A 17110-nucleotide genomic window follows, 5' to 3' on the forward strand; every position below is an offset into this window, starting at 1 on the left:
GGGCGATGAACAGCGCCCCCGGCGGGCTGGTCAGGTACCGGTCAGAGCAGGGTAGTGTGCCCCGGTGACCACGCAATCAAACACTCCTCCAGGCTGGTACCCGGACCCGCACGGGGCGCCTCAGACGCTCCGTTACTGGGACGGCAGCCAGTGGACCGAGCACACGAACAACCAGGCCCAGCAGGGCCAGCAGACGCCGGGGGCCCAGCAGGGCATGCCGCAGCAGCAGGCCCAGCAGGCCCAGCAGGCCCAGCAGGCCCAGCAGGCGCCGCAGCAGCAGTTCCCGCAGCAGCAGGCACCCGACGCCCGGGTGCAGCGCCAGGTGCAGCAGCAGGCCGGGGTCGTGGCAGGCGGTCCCGGCGGCGGCACCCTGTTCACCGAGCCGGTGCTGGTGGTGAACCAGAAGGCCAAGCTGATCGAGCTGACCAACGAGTACAAGGTCATGGATCAGAACGGCCGCGAACTCGGCTCGGTCACCGAGGTCGGGCAGAGCGCGCTGCGCAAGATCCTGCGCTTCGTCTCCAGCTGGGACCAGTTCCTGACCCACAAGCTGGAGATCCGCGACGCCTACGGCCAGCCTCAGCTGCTGCTGACCCGGCCCGCGAAGATCTTCAAGTCCCGGGTGATCGTGTCCCGTCCGGACGGCTCGCAGGTCGGCGAGATCGTCCAGCAGAACATGATCGGCAAGATCAACTTCGCGATGAACGTGAACGGCCAGCAGGTCGGCGCGATCAAGGCGGAGAACTGGCGGGCGTGGAACTTCGCGATCGTCGACCACGCGGACAACGAGGTGGCCCGGATCACCAAGACCTGGGAGGGCCTCGCCAAGACGCTGTTCACCACCGCGGACAACTACGTCCTGCAGATCCACTACCAGCTGCCCGAGCCGCTGCTGAGCCTGGTGGTCGCGACGGCCCTGACCGTCGACACCGCGCTCAAGCAGGACTCGCGGGGCTGGAACTGAGTGCGTCCCGTACGGGGGCACGCAACCGCACGGTAGAGAACACGGAGTACGGCGACGGCGGTCGGTGCGCGCGAGAGAGCGCGTACCGACCGCCGACGTCTGCGAGCGCCTCGGTCACAGCGCCGTGAGATGCCCTGGCTGTTCGGGCTGCTCCGGCAGCCGGGACCGCAGGAACGGTTCGGCCGCCGCCGTCTCGGGCTCCAGGGCGAGTACCGCGGCCACCGGGTGGCCGTGCGGCTCCCGTGCCCCGGCCACTGCCGCGGTGACCCGGGTGAGCAGCGTCACGCCCCGGGCGGCGAGACCCGCGCCCGCGAGCGCCAGCAGCACACCACCGGCGCCGCCGGTGAGGCCCTGTCCGAGCAGGGTGAGTCCGATCAGCGCGGCGGCCACCGGGTTGGCCAGCGTGACGACCGCCAGTGGGGCGCCGAGGCCGCCGCGGTAGGCGGTCTGCGACAGCAGCAGCCCGCCGACGGCGAACGCCGCGACCAGCACCGCGACCACGACCACCTCGGTGCCCAGCACCGGCCCCGAACGGTCGGTGGCGGCCACGGTCACCGTCTGGGTGAGCGCGGAGGCGACTCCCGAGGCGAACCCCGAAGCGGTCGCGTGCCGCAGCCCCGGACGGGCACCGGGCCAGGACAGGGCACCCACGAGCGCGGCCGTCGCACCGGCGACCGCGAGGGCCTCCGGCAGACTGAGCACCCGGGAGGGCGCGGGTCCGGACGCGGTCACCAGGACCGCGCCGAGACCGAGCAGCGTGAGCGCCGTACCGCGCCACTCCACCGCGCTGACCCGCCGCCCGGCCGCCCGCGCGCCCAGCGGCACGGCCGCCACCAGCGTCAGCGCGCCGAGCGGCTGTACGACGGTCAGCGGACCGTACTTGAGGGCCACGACGTGCAGCAGCGCGGCGGCGGCGTTCAGGCCCACCGCCGACCACCAGGCGCCCGTGCCGAGCAGCCGCAGCAGCCCGGCGCCGGTGTCGCGGGCGGCCAGCCGCTCCTGGGCGACGGCGGCGAGCGCGTAGGCCGCGGCCGAGACCAGGGACAGCGAGACGGCGGCCAGGGCGGCGGCGCTCATCGGGCCGCTCCCGCCAGGACCCGCTGGCGCGGGACGATCCGGCCGGTGCCGCGGTCCGCCGTGCCGGTGCTCCGGCGCGGCGGACGGATCAGCGCGAGGGTGACGCCGAGCATGGCGGTCGCGGCGAGCGCGTCGAGCCAGTAGTGGTTGGCCGTGCCCACGATCACCAGCAGGGTGAGCAGCGGGTGCAGCAGCCACAGCCCGCGCCAACGGGAGCGGGTGGCGGTGATCAGGCCGATCGCCACCATCAGCGCCCAGCCGAAGTGCAGCGAGGGCATCGCCGCGAACTGGTTGGAGAGATGGTCGTGGGCCGGCGGGCCGTACACGGAGGGGCCGTAGATCCGGGCGGTGTCCTCCAGACCGGTCTCGGCCAGCATGCGCGGCGGGGCCAGCGGGAACGTGAAGGGCAGTACCAGGGCGGCCGCGGTGACCACGGCGAGGACCCGGCGGGCCCAGACGTAGTGCGCGGGCCGTCTGACGTAGAGCCAGACCAGGAAGGCGAGCGTGGCCGGGAAGTGGACGGTCGCGTAGTAGGTGTTGGCCACGCGGACGAGGGTGTGGCCGTGCAGCAGCGCCGCCTGGACGGCGGTCTCGTGGGGGAGGCGCAGGGTCCGCTCGAAGTCCCAGACGCGGTGGGCGTTGTGGAAGGCGCGCGCGGTGTGGCCGGTGGCCAGCTGCCGGCCGAACTTGTAGACGAGGAAGAGCCCCGCGACGAGCAGGAACTCGCGTATGAGACCCGGACGCGCGGACGCGTCCGGCTCCGTCTCTGCCTCGGCAGGCTCGGTGAGCGCAGTCATCCCCCGGCCCCTTCGCTGACGGTCTTGACGTGTGGCAGTGCTTCGGTGCTGCGTGGCGACGCTCCGCGGCGCGGAGGTGCCGAGGTACGCGTCCGTATCGATACGCTGATGTACCGATACGCCAGTGTACCGATACGATGGAGTACCGGTACACTGGCGTATCGATTGAAGTGCGACACACTGGAACCGGGCACAGGGACACCGGCGCCCACGAGCGAGGGGAAGCAGCACATGACGTCGCAGGCCGCGGAGGGACCGGAGACGGTCGTCGCCTCGCGCCGCTCCAAGATCACGCCGGAGCGTGAGCGGGAGTTCTTCGACGCCGTGCTGGAACAGATCCGCGAGTGCGGCTACGAGTCCGTGACCATGGAGGGCGTCGCCTCCACTACCCGGTGCAGCAAATCGACGCTCTACCGGCAGTGGAAGAACAAACCCCAGTTCGTGGCCGCCGCGCTGCGCGCCCGCGGACGGGTGCGCTTCGCCGGCATCGACACCGGATCGCTCGCCGAGGACCTGCGCCGAGCGGCGCGGGCCGCGGGCGACTGGTCCGGCAAGGACACCAAGCTGCTCCAGGCGCTCGGCTCCGCGGTCACCCAGGACGAGGAGCTGGCCCAGGCGCTCCGCGAGGCGCTGGTGTACCCGGAGATCGCCGCGCTCCAGGAGATCCTCGACCGCGGCGTGGCGCGCGGCGAGGTCGGCGCGGACCATCCCGCGCTGGAGTTCGTCCCCACCATGATGTTCGGCGTGCTGCGCGTACGGCCCGTGCTCAGCGGTCAGTACGCCGACGCCGACTACCTGGTCCGGTTCGTGGAGGCCGCCGTGCTGCCCGCACTCGGACTGGAGTGAGACCCAGGCCGCCGTTCACGGGATGACTGAACGGCGGTCTGCCCGCGCCGCACCGTGGGGACGGGGGCGGCGCGCACCCCCGGCCGGGCGGGGTCCCCCTTTGAGCGGAGGGGACCCCGCCCGGCCGAACTCTTCGGTCCCGGGAGCTGTCGGGGTACCTGTGCCGGGGTCAGACGTTCTGGCCGTTCCCGCCGCCTGCGGAGACCTTGATCCCCTTGAGGATCTCGTCGATGACCGACGCGTCCTGTCCCACGTCGACGCCGAAGCGCACGACGACCATCTGCCGGGCGTCGTTCGGCGAGGGGAAGGCGACCGACTCGACCAGACCGTCGGCGCCCTTGCTGGTGACCGCCTTCCAGCGCACCAGGTAACCCTTCTGCCCGGCCACGGTCACCGCCTGGGAGGCCACCTCCTGGTGCGAGGTGATGCTGCCGTACGTGCTGCCGCCGTACGACTCCTTCGCGTTCGCCGCGATGTCCGCCTTCGCGACCTGCTCCGCCGTGTCGCCGTCGGTGCCCAGCGCCGCGGCGGGCGCGGTGTAGGCGCCGCCCGCCGTGCAGGTCTGGGAGCTGTTGCCCGGGCACTTGTAGGAGTCGTCCGAGGTCACCTGCGCGCCGACGCTGATCGCCTGCCCGGTCCAGCCCTTCGGCACGGGCAGGCTGATGCCGTCGATGGCGTCGGGTACGGTGCCGCCACCCTTGATCTTGGGCGCGGGCGAGCGCTCGGGCGAGGGTGACTGGCCGTCGGACCCGCCCGAACCGCCCGAACCGCCCGGCCCGTCCGGTCCGCCGGAACCCCCGTCGGAGCCACCGGGTCCTCCCGGCCCGCCGAAGCCGCCGCCGTCCTGCCCGCCGCTCGCGCCGTGCTGCGCCCCGGCGCGCTCGCCGCCGTGGCCGTCGTCATGGGTGAGCGCGTACACCCCGACCCCGATGCAGGCCAGCACCGCGACGGCCGCGGTGACGGCTATGCCGGTGCGCAGCCGGCCCCGGGACGGGGGAGCGGGCGGGGCGGGGTACGAGGGGTAGCCGGTGTAGGCCGGGTAGCCGGGCTGCTGGGGAGGGTAGGCGCCGTAGACCGGGGAGGCGGGGGGCGGTTGACCGGGCCCCTGGCCGACGGGGGGCAGGGGGGTGGTCTGCGGCGTCTGACCCGCCGGGGCGGCGTGGCCCGCGGGTGGCACGGGGTCGGACTGCGATGCCCGCGCGGCCTGGTCGGCCCGCGGAGCCGCGTCGGCCGGTGCCGCCGGGGTCGACTGGTCGGCGCCCGCCGCCGGCTGATCCGCCGGAGGCACCTGTGCCGGGGGACCCCACGTGGCGGCCGTCCCGGCGGGGCGGATCCGGTCCGTCCAGGCCTTGCCGTCCCACCAGCGCTCGGTGGGCGGACCGTCATGCGTCTGCCCGGGGTCGGGGTACCACCCGGGAGGAGTCACCTGCGTCATGGCCCCACCGTATGAGGCAACAGTGAAAGTGCGATGAGAGGATCTGCCGCCAATCCCGTCGAACCGGCGTATTTCACTCCGGGAATTCTTCGGCTACCTCCCGTCCCCGCCCTCCACCACCAACCGCGCCGGCGCACCGGCCGCGGGCGCCGGCGCCGGGAACCCGTCCCGCCCCGGCGTCACCGACCCCAGCACGCTCGGCCGCCGCGCCCCCGTGCTGCGCGGATCGGTGCCCGCCAGGCCGTGCGCGGTGAGGAAACCGAGCACCGCGAAGGCGTACGCCTCCTTCGCGGCGGCGGGCAGCCCCAACTCGTCCGAGGAACGCAAGGGCACCTCCCCGAGCAGATCCCGGAGCAGGCGCACGAGCGCCGGGTTGCGCACGCCCCCGCCGGACGCGATCACCTCCGTCGCGCCGACGGACCGCACCGCGTCCGCGACCGTCCGCGCCGTCAGCAGCGTGAGCGTGGCGAGGACGTCCTCCGGGCGGCTCCCGTCGAAGGCGCCGGCGGCCCGCAGGTACCCGGCGTGGAACAGCTCCTTGCCGGTGGTGCGCGGCGTCGGCAGGGCGTAGTACGGCTCCGCGAGCAGCCGTTCCAGCAGCCGTGGGTCGGGCCTGCCGCGCGCGGCCAGGGCGCCGTCCGCGTCGTAGGCGAGCCGTCCGCCGCTGAACTCCCGTGCCGCCGCGTCGAGGAGCGCGCATCCCGGCCCGGTGTCGAAGGCGGTGCCGTCCGGCGCGGTCAGGTTGGCGATGCCGCCGATGTTGAGCGCCACGGGGCGGCCCGGCCGGCCGCGCAGCCACAGCAGGTCGACCAGGCTGACCAGGGGCGCGCCCTGTCCGCCCGCCGCGACGTCCCGGGCCCGGAAGTCGGCCACCACGGGCAGCCCGGTCGCCTCGGCGATCCACGCGGGCTGCCCGAGCTGCAAGGTCCCGTGCACCCGCCCGCCCGCCACCCAGTGATAGACCGTCTGCCCGTGCGAGGCCACCAACTCGGCCCGTCCGCCGCACAGTTCACGGTTCGCCCGCAGCGCCGCCGCGGCGAACGCCTGCCCGATCCCGGTGTCCAGCCGGCACACCGTGTCGAGCCCGGTCTCCGCGGGCGGCAGCGCCTTCGCGAGCGCCGTGCGCAGCGGCTCCTCGTACGGCGCGCCGACCATCCCGAGCGGTCGCAGCGTCAGCGTGTCCCCGTCCAGCCGCAGATCGCAGGCCGCCGCGTCGACGGCGTCGTACGACGTCCCCGACATCAACCCGATCACTCGCACCGTTTCCTCCGACTCTCTTCCCCCGGCGCCCTTTTCAGCAGCGCCAGTACGCTGACCGCGCACGCCGCCGCCGCGTAGTACCCGGGGACGTCCGGGTCCCCGGTCCTTCGTACCGCCTCCGTGATGATCAGGCCCGCGCAGCCGGAGAAGACCGCGTTGGACAGGGCGTAGGCGAGGCCGAGGCCCGTCCAGCGGACGTGGGAGGGGAACATCTCGGCGAGGAGGGCGGGGCCGGGGCCCGCCATCAGGCCCACCACCGCGCCGGCACCCGCCAGCGCGCACGCCTTCACCACCGGTGAAGTCCCGGGGTCCTGAAGGAGGTTGAGCACCGGGAGCGCCGTCGCCGCGACCAGCACCGCGCCCGCGACCAGCACCGGCCGCCGCCCCACCCGGTCGCTGAGCGCCCCCGCGGGCAGGATCGCCGCGGCGAACCCGGCGTTGGCCACCGCCGCGGCCAGCAGTGCCTGCCCGAAGCCCGCGTGCAGCGCGGTCTGGAGGTAGGACGGCAGCACCACGAGGAAGGTGTAACCGGCCGCCGCCCAGCCCGTCACCCGCGCCGCCGCCAGCACGATCGCTCCCCGGCCCGGCCTCGTCCCAGGGGACTTCGGCCGCCTGAGGAACTCCGGCGTCTCCGCGAGACCGGTCCGCAGCCACAACGCCAGCAGGCCCAGCGGCACGGCCGGCAGGAACGGCAGCCGCCATCCCCACGCGGACAGCCGGTCCGTGCCCAGCACCGCGGCCGTCACCGCCGTGACGCCCGCACCGCCCAGCAGGCCCAGCGCCACCGTGAAGGACTGCCACGCCCCGTACAGCCCGCGCCGCCCCGGTGGGGCGAACTCCGTCAGCACCGCGACCGCGCCCCCGAACTCCCCTCCGGCGGCAAGCCCTTGGACGACCCGCAGGAAGGTGAGCAGCCACGGCGCGAGGGCGCCCACCGTGCCGTACGTCGGCAGCGCGCCGATCAGCGCCGTCGCGCCCGACATCAGCGCCACCACCCCGATCAGCACCGGCCGACGCCCGTACCGGTCGCCCAGCCGGCCGAACAGGACCGCGCCGAGCGGCCGGAAGAAGAACGCGAGCGCGAAGGAGGCGTACGTCCGCACCAGTCCCTCCACCGCGCCGCCGCCCGCCGGGGTGAAGAAGCGCTCGGCGAGCACGGTGGCGAGAAAGCCGTAGACGGCGAACTCGTACCACTCCACGAAGTTGCCGACCGATCCCGCCGCCACCGCCCGCACCCCGGGGCCGCGCCGCACCGTACGCCCGTGCGGAACCCGCCTCGTCTCGGTCACCGTTGACGCTCCGTCCGCCGACGATCCGATGATCGGGGCGGCCCCGCGTCGCCCGGCCGCCCCCGCTTTCACCCTGCGGTGCAACAGCTGCCCCGACCCGCCACCACATATCCCACCGGACGACTACGCTCGGGGTCTGTACGTCGTTCGGGCGACCTGGGGAGGTAACGGGATGACGGAGGGACGGCCGCCGGCGGCCGCTTCGGCTCCCCTGTGGGAGCGGGACGCGGAGATCGCCACCGTCGCGCGGGCCATCGACGAGCTGCGCGCCGACGAGTCCTCCGCGGGCGGGCTGCTGGTCTTCCGCGGCGAGGCGGGCCTCGGCAAGACCGCGCTGCTGACCGAGACCCGCCGCATGGCCGAGCGCAGCGGCTGCACCGTGTGGTACACCCGCGGAGCGGAGACCCTGAGGTCCGTACCCTTCAACGTCGTACGGCAGTTGCTCCAGCCCGCCCTGCTGTCACTGCTGCCCGAGGAGGCCCGCGAGTACCTCGGCGACTGGTACGACATCGCCGGCCCCGCCCTCGGGATAGCCGAACCGCAGGAGGAGAGCGCCGACCCGCAGTACGTGTGCGACGGTCTCGTCGCCGCCGTGCGCCGACTCGCCCGCCGCGAGTGGCCGCTCGTGCTGCTGATCGACGACGCGCACTGGGCCGACCAGGAGACCCTGCGCTGGCTCGCCGCCTTCGCCGAACGCCTGCACGACCTGTCCGTGCTCGTCGTGGTCGCCCGCCGGCCCGGCGACGTCAGCGGGGAGAGCGCCCGCCACCTCGACGCGATCGCCGCCGCCGCGGGCCGCCCCGTCAACAACCTGCGCGCCCTCACCCCCGACGCCGCGGCCGGGCTCACCCGTGCCACCCTCGGCCGGCACGCCGACGACGCGTTCTGCCGCGAGGTCTGGGCCGTGACCGCGGGCAACCCGTACGACGCCGTCGAACTCCTCGCCAAGGTGCAGGAGAGCGAACTGGCGCCGGTGGAGGCCCGCGCCGGGGAACTCCGCGCCCTCAACCGCGCGGCCCGCGGTGGCGGACTGGTCGACCGGATCAGGGAACTCGGCTTCCAGGCCACCCAGTTCGCCTGGGCCGCCGCCGTCCTCGGCACGGGCATCACCCTGGAGTCGGTCGCCCGCCTCGCCACCATGGACGACGACACCGCCCAGCACTGCGCCGGCCTGCTGCGCACCGCCCGCATCCTCACCACGCCCGACCCCGCGGCCACCGAACACCGGGGCGCCGAGCTGGAGTTCGTGCACCCGCTCATCGCCTCCGCCGTCTACAACTCCATCCCGCCGGGCGTGTGCACCGCCATGCACGGCGTCGCCGCCGAGATCGTCACCGAGCTGGGCCGGGGCGCCGCCGAGGCCGCGCGGCACCTGCTCGTAGTGCACCCGGAGGCCGACGAGAGACTGGTCGAGCGGCTTCGCGAGGCCGCCCGCGAACACCTCGCCGTCGGCGCGCCCGACGCCGCCCGCGTCTGTCTCGAACGCGCCCTCGAAGAGCCGCCCCGGCCCGACATCCACGCCCATGTCCTGTACGAACTCGGCTGCGCCACGCTGCTCACCGCGCCCGCCGTCACCGTCTGCCATCTGCGCAACGCCCTCGGCATGCGCGGGCTCGACGGCCGCGACCGCGTCGACGCCGTGGTCCGCCTCTCCCAGGCCCTGCTCCACAACGACCAGTTGGAGGAGGCCGTCCGCACCATCGAGGCCGAGGCCGCCCGGCACGAACCGGGTCCCGTGCGGATGCGGTTGCAGGCCTTCCAGTACATGTGGGAGGGAATCCACGGCGAGACCGTCGCCCCGGTCCGCTCCCGCAGCCTCGCCGAACTCGCCGCCACCTGCGCCGGCCGCGACAACACCGAACGCGCGCTGCTGGTCCTGCGCGGCTTCGACGCCATGACGCACGGCGAGAGCGCCGCCGAGATCGTCGAACTGTGCGACCGGGCCCTCGTCAACGGCCGCCTCGCGCCCGGCCTCGGCTGGACCGACCGGGAGTGGGGCATCGAGCTGCTGATGATGCTCGGCAGCGCCTACGTCTACACCGACCGGCTCGACCGCGCCGAAAGCCTGTTCTCCGAGGCACTGCGCGTCTACACCGGCGCGGGCTGGCACGGCGGACACCTCTCGCTGGCCAACGCCTACCTGGGCCTCGCCTACCGCAGACAGGGCCGGCTCAGGGACGCCGAGGCGAATCTGCGCGAGGCCCTCGTCCTCGCCGAACGCGTCGGCCGCCGACTGCCGTTGCACTGGTCGGCCACGTGCGGCCTGGTCGACACCCTGCTCGCCCGCGGCCGGGCCAAGGAGGCATGGTCGGTCGCCGAACAGTACGGCTTCGCGCCGCCCTACCCCTCCACCATCGTGCTCCCCGACGTCCGCTCGGTGCGCGGCCGCCTGCTGCTCGCCGTCGGCCGTACCGAGGAGGGCGTCAACGAACTGGAGGCCGCCGAGAAGACCGCCGTCTCCCGGGGCGGCCACAACCCGGTCCTCGCACCCTGGTCGGTCGACCTCGCCAGGGCCCTCGCGGGCCAGGACCCGGCGCGCAGCAAGCGGCTCGCCGCCGACGCCCGCCGGCAGGCCGAGCGCTTCGGCACGGACACCGCCATCGGCGAGGCCCTGCGCTGTGCCGCAGCCCTCGAAACCGGCAGCCGCGCCCTCCAGCTCGCGGGCCGCGCCGTCACCTACCTGGAGGCCTCACCCTCCCAGTACGAACACGCGGCCGCCCGCATCGAGTACGGCATCCTCGCCCGCTCCGCCGCGGACCTCAACCGGGGCCTCGACCTGGCCCGTTCCTGCGGGGCGGACGGCCTGGTGGCACAGGCGCGGGAGGCGCTGGCGACGGGCAGGATGCTGTGAAACCCCGGTCCTGCTCACCGCGCCCGCGCGAAGACCACCCACACCTGCCCGGCGGCGAAGTCCAGCGGCGCGCCGTCCGGCCCGGTGAACGTCGTACCGCCGTTCGCCGCCGGCCGTGACCAGCCGGCGGAGAAGGAGCGTCCGTCGCGCAGCACCTCCGCCGTCCCGGAGCCGACCGTCTCGGTGTAGGGGGTGGGGTTGCCGAGGACGTCGTGGTACCGCGAGTCGCGGATGTCGACGTACTGGACGACGACCGTCGGCGGGGCCGGGCGGGGGCCGTCCGTGGTGACCATGGGGGTGCCGTCCATGGTGATCAGCCAGCCGTGCCGGGCGGGAGACCAGGCGAAGGTGAAGCGGGCCGCCGGGTAGCGCACGGTGCGCGAGGCCACCGGGGTGCCGCCGGCAGGGGCGGGGCCGTAGCGGAAGCCCGTGGTCAGCGCGCCCTCGCCCGGGGCGGAGCGCAGCAGACGCGCGGGGTGCACGAACAGGTTGTGCGGCGCGGCCCGCGCGCTGTCCCGGTCGTAGGCGCCGGGGGCCGTGTCGGGTGACTCGGGCCGCACCGGGGCCCGGTCGATCAGCGGCAGCAGCTTGCGCTGGGCGCCGGAGAAGGCCAGATACGGACGGTCGAACTGGCCGAGCAGCTCCAGATCGGACTCGCGGGCGCTGCGCACCGGCCCGACGGCGCTCGGCAGCCTGCTCGCGTACACCGCCATCAGCCGGCTCAGACCGCCCTCGACCTGCTCCGCGTAGACCACGTCGGCGGCGTCGAGGCCGGTCTGCGGGCGGGCCGCCGGCACGTTGTCGATCTTCACCGCGAGGGGGGAGCCGCCCGCGGAGGTGGAGGCCGGGGGCCGGGTCGGGACCGGGCCGGTGTCATGCCGCCCGCCGTGCCCGCCGCACCCCGCCGCCAGGGCGGCGACCAGGACGACCGCCGTCGGCACACCCCTTCGCGGACCGTGTCTCCCGCTCACCATCGCCACCCCGTTCGCCCTTCGACCGTGCGTGCACGCGGGTCATACCCCTTCCACCCCCGTCCCGCACCGCACCGCGCCCACCAGGAGGTTCGCCGCCCGGAGGCACGGGTACCCGGAGGCCGCCGCGAAACGGAAGCGCCAGGGCGTACCGGCGCACACGCGGCGAGCAGAAGCGGCCGGTGCGAACGGCCGGCACACGCGACCAGTACACGCGAGCGAGGGAGCGCGACCCCATGAAGGCAGTGACCTGGCAGGGCAGGCGGGACGTGCGGGTGGAGGACGTGCCCGACCCCAGGATCGAGGAACCCACCGACGCCGTCATCCGCGTCACGTCCACCGGGCTGTGCGGCTCGGACCTGCACCTGTACGAAGTGCTCACCCCGTTCATGACCCCGGGCGACATCCTCGGCCACGAACCCATGGGCATCGTGGAGGAGGTCGGCTCGGGGGTGCCTGGCCTGCGGCCCGGCGACCGGGTCGTGGTGCCGTTCCAGATCTCCTGCGGGCACTGCTTCATGTGCTCGGCCGGGCTCACCACCCAGTGCGAGACCACCCAGGTCACCGGCGAGGGCATGGGCGCGGCCCTGTTCGGCTACACCCGGCTGTACGGCGCCGTGCCGGGCGCCCAGGCCGAGTACCTGCGCGTGCCGCAGGCACAGTTCGGCCCGATGAAGGTGCCCGAGGGCCCGCCGGACGACCGCTTCGTCTACCTGTCCGACGTGCTCCCCACCGCCTGGCAGGCGGTCGAGTACGCGGCCGTCCCGCCCGGCGGCAGCGTCGCGGTGCTCGGCCTCGGGCCGATCGGCGACATGTCCTGCCGGATCGCCCAGGCGCGCGGCGCGGAACAGGTCTTCGGCATCGACCTCGTGCCCGAACGGCTCGCGCGGGCGGGCCGGCGGGGCGTGAAGACGTACGACCTCAGGGCCTTCGACGACGAGAAGGCACTGGTCCACGCGATCAGGGACGAGACCGGCGGCCGGGGCCCGGACGCGGTGATCGACGCCGTCGGCACCGAGGCCCACGGCAGCGCCGCCGCCCGCCTCGCCCAGCAGGCCACCGCCCTCATGCCGCGGGCGATCGGCGCCCCCCTCGCGGAACGCTTCAGCGTCGACCGGCTCGGCGCGCTGCACATGGCGATCGACCTGGTGCGCCGGGGCGGCACCATCTCGCTGAGCGGCGTGTACGGCGGCATGGCCGACCCGATCCCGCTGCTCACCCTGTTCGACAAGCAGATCCAGATGCGCATGGGGCAGGCCAACGTCCGCCGCTGGAGCGACCAGATCATGCCGTACCTGACCGAGGAGGACCCCCTCGGCGTGGACGAGTTCGCCACGCACCGGCTGCCGCTGTCCGAGGCCCCGCACGCCTACGAGATGTTCCAGCGCAAGGAGGACGGCGCGATCAAGATCCTCATGAAGCCGTAGCTCATCCCCGGCCCCTCTCCCCGAGGATCTCCCCGAGGTCGTAGCGCACCGGTTCCTCCAACTGGGCGTAGGTACAGCTCTCGGGGGTGCGGTCGGGGCGCCAGCGGCGGAAACGGGCGGTGTGCCTGAAGCGCTGCCCGTTCTCCATGTGGTCGTAGGCGACCTCGGCCACCCGCTCGGGGCGCAGCGGCACCCACGACAGGTCCTTCTTGCCGGACCAGCGGCTCGGCGCGCCGGGCAGCCGGGCCGTCTCGTGGGCGGCCTCCTCGGACCAGGCCGCCCACGGGTGCCCGGCGACATCGTCCATCCGCAGCGGTGCCAGCTCCTCGACCAGTTCGGCGCGCCGCTTCATGGGGAAGGCGGCCGACACGCCCACGTGCTGGAGCCTGCCGTGGTCGTCGTACAGGCCCAGCAGCAGCGAGCCCACCACCGGGCCGCTCTTGTGCAGCCGGTACCCGGCCACCACGACATCGGCCGTGCGCTCGTGCTTGATCTTGAACATGGCCCGTTCGTCCTGCCGGTAGCGCAGGTCGAGCGGCTTGGCCACGATCCCGTCGAGCCCGGCGCCCTCGAACCGGTCGAACCACTGCTCGGCCACCGTGAGGTCCGTCGTCGCGGGTGCCAGGTGCACCGGCGGCGTGGCGTCGGCGAGGGCCCGGTCCAGCAGGGCTCGGCGGTCGGTGAGCGGCACGTCGAGCAGGGCGTGGTCGTCCAGCGCGAGCAGGTCGAAGGCGACGAAGGACGCCGGGGTCCTCTCCGCGAGCATGCGCACCCGGGAGGCGGCGGGGTGGATCCGCTCGGTCAGCGCGTCGAAGTCCAGCCGCCCGGCCCGCGCGATCACGATCTCCCCGTCGAGCACGCACCGCTGCGGCACCCGCTGCGCGAGCGCCTCGACCAGTTCGGGAAAATACCTGGTCAGCGGCTTGCCGGTGCGGCTGCCCAGTTCGATCTCGGCGCCGTCGCGGAACACGATCGAACGGAACCCGTCCCACTTCGCCTCGTAGTGCATGCCCGGCGGGATGCTCGCCACCGACTTGGCGAGCATCGGCTTCACGGGCGGCATGACGGGCAGCTCCATGGCTCTGATTCTGCGCGTGCGCGCCCGTGTGCGCCCGGTGTGCGCGCCGCGCGGGGGGCGCCTACGGTGGCCGCATGGCCGAAGCGGTGGAACTGGAGGTGGCCGGGCGGACCGTGCGACTGTCCAGCCCGGACAAGGTGTTCTTCCCGGAGCGGGGCTTCACCAAGCTGGACCTCGCGCGGTACTACACCGCGGTCGGCCCCGGCATCCTGCGCGCCCTGCGGGACCGCCCCACCACCCTGGAGCGCTACCCGGACGGCATCGAGGGCGAGTGGTTCTTCCAGAAACGCGCCCCCAAGGGCATGCCCGACTGGATCCCGACCGCCCACATCACCTTCCCCAGCGGCCGCAGCGCCGACGAGATGTGCCCCACCGAGGAGGCCGCCGTGGTGTGGGCCGCCCAGTACGGCACCCTCACCTTCCACCCCTGGCCCGTGCGCGCCGGCGACGTCGACCACCCCGACGAACTGCGCATCGACCTCGACCCGCAGCCCGGCACCGACTACGCCGACGCCGTCCGCGCCGCCCATGAACTACGCTCCGTGCTCGACGAGTTCGGCGGGCTGCGCGGCTGGCCGAAGACCTCCGGGGGCCGGGGCCTGCACGTCTTCGTGCCCATCGAACCGCGCTGGACCTTCACCCAGGTGCGGCGCGCCGCCATCGCCGTCGGCCGGGAGATGGAACGCCGGATGCCCGAGCAGGTCACCATCAAGTGGTGGAAGGAGGAGCGCGGCGCCCGGATCTTCCTCGACTACAACCAGACCGCCCGCGACCGCACCATCGCCTCCGCCTACTCGGTACGGCCCCGCCCGGACGCCACCGTCTCCGCGCCGCTGAGCTGGGACGAGGTCGGCTCCGCCCGGCCCCGCGACTTCGACCTGGCCACCATGCCGGCCCGGTACGCCGAACTCGGCGACGTGCACGCCGACATGGACGACCACGCCTACTCCCTGGACGCCCTGCTGGAGCTGGCCCGCCGCGACGAGCACGACCACGGGCTCGGCGATCTGCCGTATCCGCCGGAACACCCGAAGATGCCCGGCGAACCCAAACGCGTCCGGCCGAGCCGGGCCCGGCGGGACCCGGCGTCCTGACCGCGTCCTGACCACGTCCTGGGCGCGCCGCACCCTCGTTATCCTGGGCGGCAACCGCCCGATGAGGAGTCCCCTGGTGCCCGAGGCAGTGTCGCGTCCCACGCTGGAGGCCGTGGCCGCGCGCGCCGGGGTGTCCAGGGCCACCGTGTCCCGGGTGGTCAACGGCGGGTACGGCGTGCGGGAGCCGCTCGCCGAGCGGGTACGGCGGGCCGTGGCGGAACTCGGCTATGTGCCCAACCAGGCCGCGCGCAGCCTCGTCACCAAACGGCACGACGCGGTCGCCGTCGTCATCGCCGAACCCGAGACCCGGGTCTTCGCCGACCCCTTCTTCGCCCTCCAGTTGCGCGGCATCAGCAAGGAACTGACCGCCCACGACAACCAGTTGGTGCTGCTGCTCACGGAGGGCCGGGACGACCACGCGCGCGTGGCCCGGTATCTCGCCGGGGGCCATGTCGACGGGGCGCTGGTCTTCTCCCTGCACCTGGACGATCCGCTGCCCGGACTCATCCACGACGCGGGCGTGCCCACGGTGTTCGGCGGCCGGCCGGGCTGGCGGGACCGCACCGGCACCCCGGTGTACGTGGACAGCGACAACCGGGGCGGCGCGCGCACCGCCGTGCGCCATCTCGTCTCGCTCGGCCGGACCCGGATCGCGCACCTCACCGGCGCCCTCGACCAGACGTCGGCAGTGGACCGGCTCGACGGCTACCGGGACGTCATGGCCGAAGGCGCGGGCGGGAGCGGTGCGGGGACAGGCGACCCCGCCCTGGTCGTGGAGAGCGACTTCACCCCGGCCGGCGGCGAGCGGGCCATGCGGGAACTCCTCGACCGCCGCCCCGACGTGGACGCCGTGTTCGCCGCGAACGACCTCACCGCGCTGGGCGCGCTGCGGGTGCTGCGGGAGCGGGGGCTGCGGGTGCCCGAGGACGTGGCCGTGGTCGGCTTCGACGACATGCTGCCGCTGGCCGAGCAGTCCGACCCGCCGCTGACCACGGTCCGTCAGGACATCGAGCGGATGGGCCGCCTGATGGCCCGCCTCCTGCTGCACGGCACCGCGGCCCCGGACGACGCCGGGTCGGCCCCGGACCACGCCGGGTCGGCCTCGGACGACCCGGCGGACGCCCCGGGGCCCGGCCTGATCCTGCCGACCACGCTGATACGCCGGGCATCCGCCTGACCCGCCTCCGGCCAGGGCCGGTCTCGCCCCGGTCGGCCCCCTGACACCCGTTTCACCCCTGCGCGGACGCGCTCCTGATCACCCCGAACCGCGCCCCGTACGGATCGGTCAGCCGGGCGATGCGCCCCACACCCTCGACCGTCACGGCCGGGGCGCTCACCGCCCCGCCGAGTTCCCGGGCCCTGTCCACCACCGCGTCGGTGTCCTCGACCTCGAAGTACGGCAGCCAGTACGGCTCGTCGCCCGCGCGGGCCAGCGGCACCATCCCGCCGAACATCGCGTCCTCACCGGTGCCCTCGGGGTTGACGCACGTGTACGTGCCGCCCGGGAAGGACACGCCGGAGGTCTCCAGGCCCAGCACCCGGTGGTAGAAGGCGGCGGCCGCCGCGATGTCCGCGGTGTGCAGCTCGGCCCAGCACAGCGCGCCCGGCCCGTTCACCATGTCCACGCCCTTGGTGCGGCCGGGCTGCCAGACCCCGAACCTCACGCCCGCCCGGTCGGCGAGGACCGCCATGTGTCCCTGGCCCAGCACGTCGACCGGCCCGAACAGCACCTGGCCATGGGCCTGTTCGACCGCCTTGGCGGTGGCCGCCGCGTCCTCGCTGCGGAAGTACAGCGTCCAGGCCGGCGGGCCCTGATCGGGCCCGCACCGCATGCCGCCCGCGACGGTCTTCCCGTCCAGCCGGAAGAAGCCGTAGCCCCCGGCGTCCGGTCCCGCGGACTCGAAGCGCCAGCCGAAGAGGCCGCCGTAGAAGGAGCGCGCTCCGTCGAGGTCCGGCGCGCCGACGTCGAGCCAGTTCGGGGCGCCGTCGACGAAATCGGTGGTGAGCATTGCCGCCCTCCT

General features: G+C 74.1%; 14 protein-coding genes. 6 read left to right on the forward strand and 8 right to left on the reverse strand.

Going from position 1 to position 17110, the window contains the following annotated elements; all coding sequences use genetic code 11:
- Positions 1-64: 64 nt before the first annotated feature.
- Positions 65-964, forward strand: coding sequence for a phospholipid scramblase-related protein (locus ACWDD7_RS07580; RefSeq protein WP_450456698.1), 900 nt, complete (start codon positions 65-67; stop codon positions 962-964).
- A 114-nt stretch (positions 965-1078) separates the two neighbouring features.
- Here the strand turns inward: ACWDD7_RS07580 and ACWDD7_RS07585 are convergent, their stop codons facing one another.
- A complete protein-coding gene (locus ACWDD7_RS07585) occupies positions 1079-2041 on the reverse strand; it encodes a hypothetical protein (RefSeq protein ID WP_450456699.1) in 963 nt (320 codons plus the stop codon).
- Positions 2038-2838: a phosphatase PAP2 family protein gene (locus ACWDD7_RS07590; protein ID WP_450456700.1), complete on the reverse strand. Its 801-nt coding sequence runs from the start codon at positions 2836-2838 to the stop codon at positions 2038-2040. The genes ACWDD7_RS07585 and ACWDD7_RS07590 overlap by 4 nt, the downstream gene beginning before the upstream one ends.
- A 231-nt stretch (positions 2839-3069) precedes the next feature.
- Between ACWDD7_RS07590 and ACWDD7_RS07595 the strand changes: the two genes are divergently transcribed.
- Complete coding sequence (locus ACWDD7_RS07595) at positions 3070-3684, forward strand: TetR/AcrR family transcriptional regulator (protein ID WP_351881636.1); 615 nt, start codon at positions 3070-3072, stop codon at positions 3682-3684.
- A 169-nt stretch (positions 3685-3853) separates the two neighbouring features.
- On the opposite strand, the gene ACWDD7_RS07600 is transcribed toward ACWDD7_RS07595, so the two are convergent.
- The 3 genes from ACWDD7_RS07600 to ACWDD7_RS07610 form a co-directional block, all read right to left on the reverse strand.
- Positions 3854-5119 carry a DUF2510 domain-containing protein gene (locus ACWDD7_RS07600; RefSeq protein WP_450456701.1) on the reverse strand — a complete coding sequence of 422 codons (1266 nt, stop codon included), beginning with the start codon at positions 5117-5119 and terminating at the stop codon, positions 3854-3856.
- Between the two features lie 93 nt (positions 5120-5212).
- Positions 5213-6379: an anhydro-N-acetylmuramic acid kinase gene (locus ACWDD7_RS07605; protein WP_450456702.1), complete on the reverse strand. Its 1167-nt coding sequence runs from the start codon at positions 6377-6379 to the stop codon at positions 5213-5215.
- Positions 6370-7668 (reverse strand): MFS transporter, encoded by a 1299-nt coding sequence (locus ACWDD7_RS07610; protein WP_450456703.1) that lies wholly within the window; start codon positions 7666-7668, stop codon positions 6370-6372. Before ACWDD7_RS07610 ends, ACWDD7_RS07605 begins: the two co-directional genes overlap by 10 nt.
- 172 nt (positions 7669-7840) lie before the next feature.
- Here ACWDD7_RS07610 and ACWDD7_RS07615 point away from each other — a divergent pair, with 172 nt between their 5' ends.
- Positions 7841-10519: an ATP-binding protein gene (locus tag ACWDD7_RS07615; RefSeq protein WP_450456704.1), complete on the forward strand. Its 2679-nt coding sequence runs from the start codon at positions 7841-7843 to the stop codon at positions 10517-10519.
- Between the two features lie 14 nt (positions 10520-10533).
- Here ACWDD7_RS07615 and ACWDD7_RS07620 read toward each other — a convergent pair whose 3' ends face one another.
- Positions 10534-11493 carry a DUF3048 domain-containing protein gene (locus tag ACWDD7_RS07620; protein WP_450456705.1) on the reverse strand — a complete coding sequence of 320 codons (960 nt, stop codon included), beginning with the start codon at positions 11491-11493 and terminating at the stop codon, positions 10534-10536.
- Between the two features lie 233 nt (positions 11494-11726).
- Between ACWDD7_RS07620 and ACWDD7_RS07625 the strand changes: the two genes are divergently transcribed.
- A complete protein-coding gene (locus ACWDD7_RS07625; protein ID WP_450456706.1) occupies positions 11727-12917 on the forward strand; it encodes a zinc-dependent alcohol dehydrogenase in 1191 nt (396 codons plus the stop codon).
- A 1-nt stretch (position 12918) separates the two neighbouring features.
- On the opposite strand, the gene ACWDD7_RS07630 is transcribed toward ACWDD7_RS07625, so the two are convergent.
- On the reverse strand, positions 12919-13995 hold the full coding sequence (locus ACWDD7_RS07630; RefSeq protein ID WP_450456707.1) for an ATP-dependent DNA ligase: 1077 nt from the start codon (positions 13993-13995) through the stop codon (positions 12919-12921).
- 74 nt (positions 13996-14069) lie between these two features.
- Between ACWDD7_RS07630 and ligD the strand changes: the two genes are divergently transcribed.
- Positions 14070-15089, forward strand: a complete 1020-nt coding sequence (gene ligD / locus ACWDD7_RS07635; protein ID WP_351877612.1) for a non-homologous end-joining DNA ligase — start codon at positions 14070-14072, stop codon at positions 15087-15089.
- A 76-nt stretch (positions 15090-15165) separates the two neighbouring features.
- The gene (locus ACWDD7_RS07640) at positions 15166-16266 is read left to right on the forward strand and encodes a LacI family DNA-binding transcriptional regulator (protein WP_450456708.1); all 1101 of its coding nucleotides are present in this window, start codon (positions 15166-15168) and stop codon (positions 16264-16266) included.
- Between the two features lie 52 nt (positions 16267-16318).
- On the opposite strand, the gene ACWDD7_RS07645 is transcribed toward ACWDD7_RS07640, so the two are convergent.
- On the reverse strand, positions 16319-17098 hold the full coding sequence (locus tag ACWDD7_RS07645; protein WP_450456709.1) for a VOC family protein: 780 nt from the start codon (positions 17096-17098) through the stop codon (positions 16319-16321).
- Positions 17099-17110 lie beyond the last annotated feature (12 nt).

It is taken from the genome of Streptomyces sp. NPDC001056 (genome assembly GCF_053598955.1).

Coding starts and splice junctions, on each gene's coding strand:
- ACWDD7_RS07625 (WP_450456706.1), top strand. CDS start 11,727: ATGAAGGCAGTGACCTGGCAGGGCAGGCGGGACGTGCGGGTGGAGGAC.
- ACWDD7_RS07620 (WP_450456705.1), bottom strand. CDS start 11,493: ATGGTGAGCGGGAGACACGGTCCGCGAAGGGGTGTGCCGACGGCGGTC.
- ACWDD7_RS07585 (WP_450456699.1), bottom strand. CDS start 2,041: ATGAGCGCCGCCGCCCTGGCCGCCGTCTCGCTGTCCCTGGTCTCGGCC.
- ACWDD7_RS07630 (WP_450456707.1), bottom strand. CDS start 13,995: ATGGAGCTGCCCGTCATGCCGCCCGTGAAGCCGATGCTCGCCAAGTCG.
- ACWDD7_RS07590 (WP_450456700.1), bottom strand. CDS start 2,838: ATGACTGCGCTCACCGAGCCTGCCGAGGCAGAGACGGAGCCGGACGCG.
- ACWDD7_RS07595 (WP_351881636.1), top strand. CDS start 3,070: ATGACGTCGCAGGCCGCGGAGGGACCGGAGACGGTCGTCGCCTCGCGC.
- ACWDD7_RS07645 (WP_450456709.1), bottom strand. CDS start 17,098: ATGCTCACCACCGATTTCGTCGACGGCGCCCCGAACTGGCTCGACGTC.
- ACWDD7_RS07600 (WP_450456701.1), bottom strand. CDS start 5,119: ATGACGCAGGTGACTCCTCCCGGGTGGTACCCCGACCCCGGGCAGACG.
- ACWDD7_RS07615 (WP_450456704.1), top strand. CDS start 7,841: ATGACGGAGGGACGGCCGCCGGCGGCCGCTTCGGCTCCCCTGTGGGAG.
- ligD (WP_351877612.1), top strand. CDS start 14,070: ATGGCCGAAGCGGTGGAACTGGAGGTGGCCGGGCGGACCGTGCGACTG.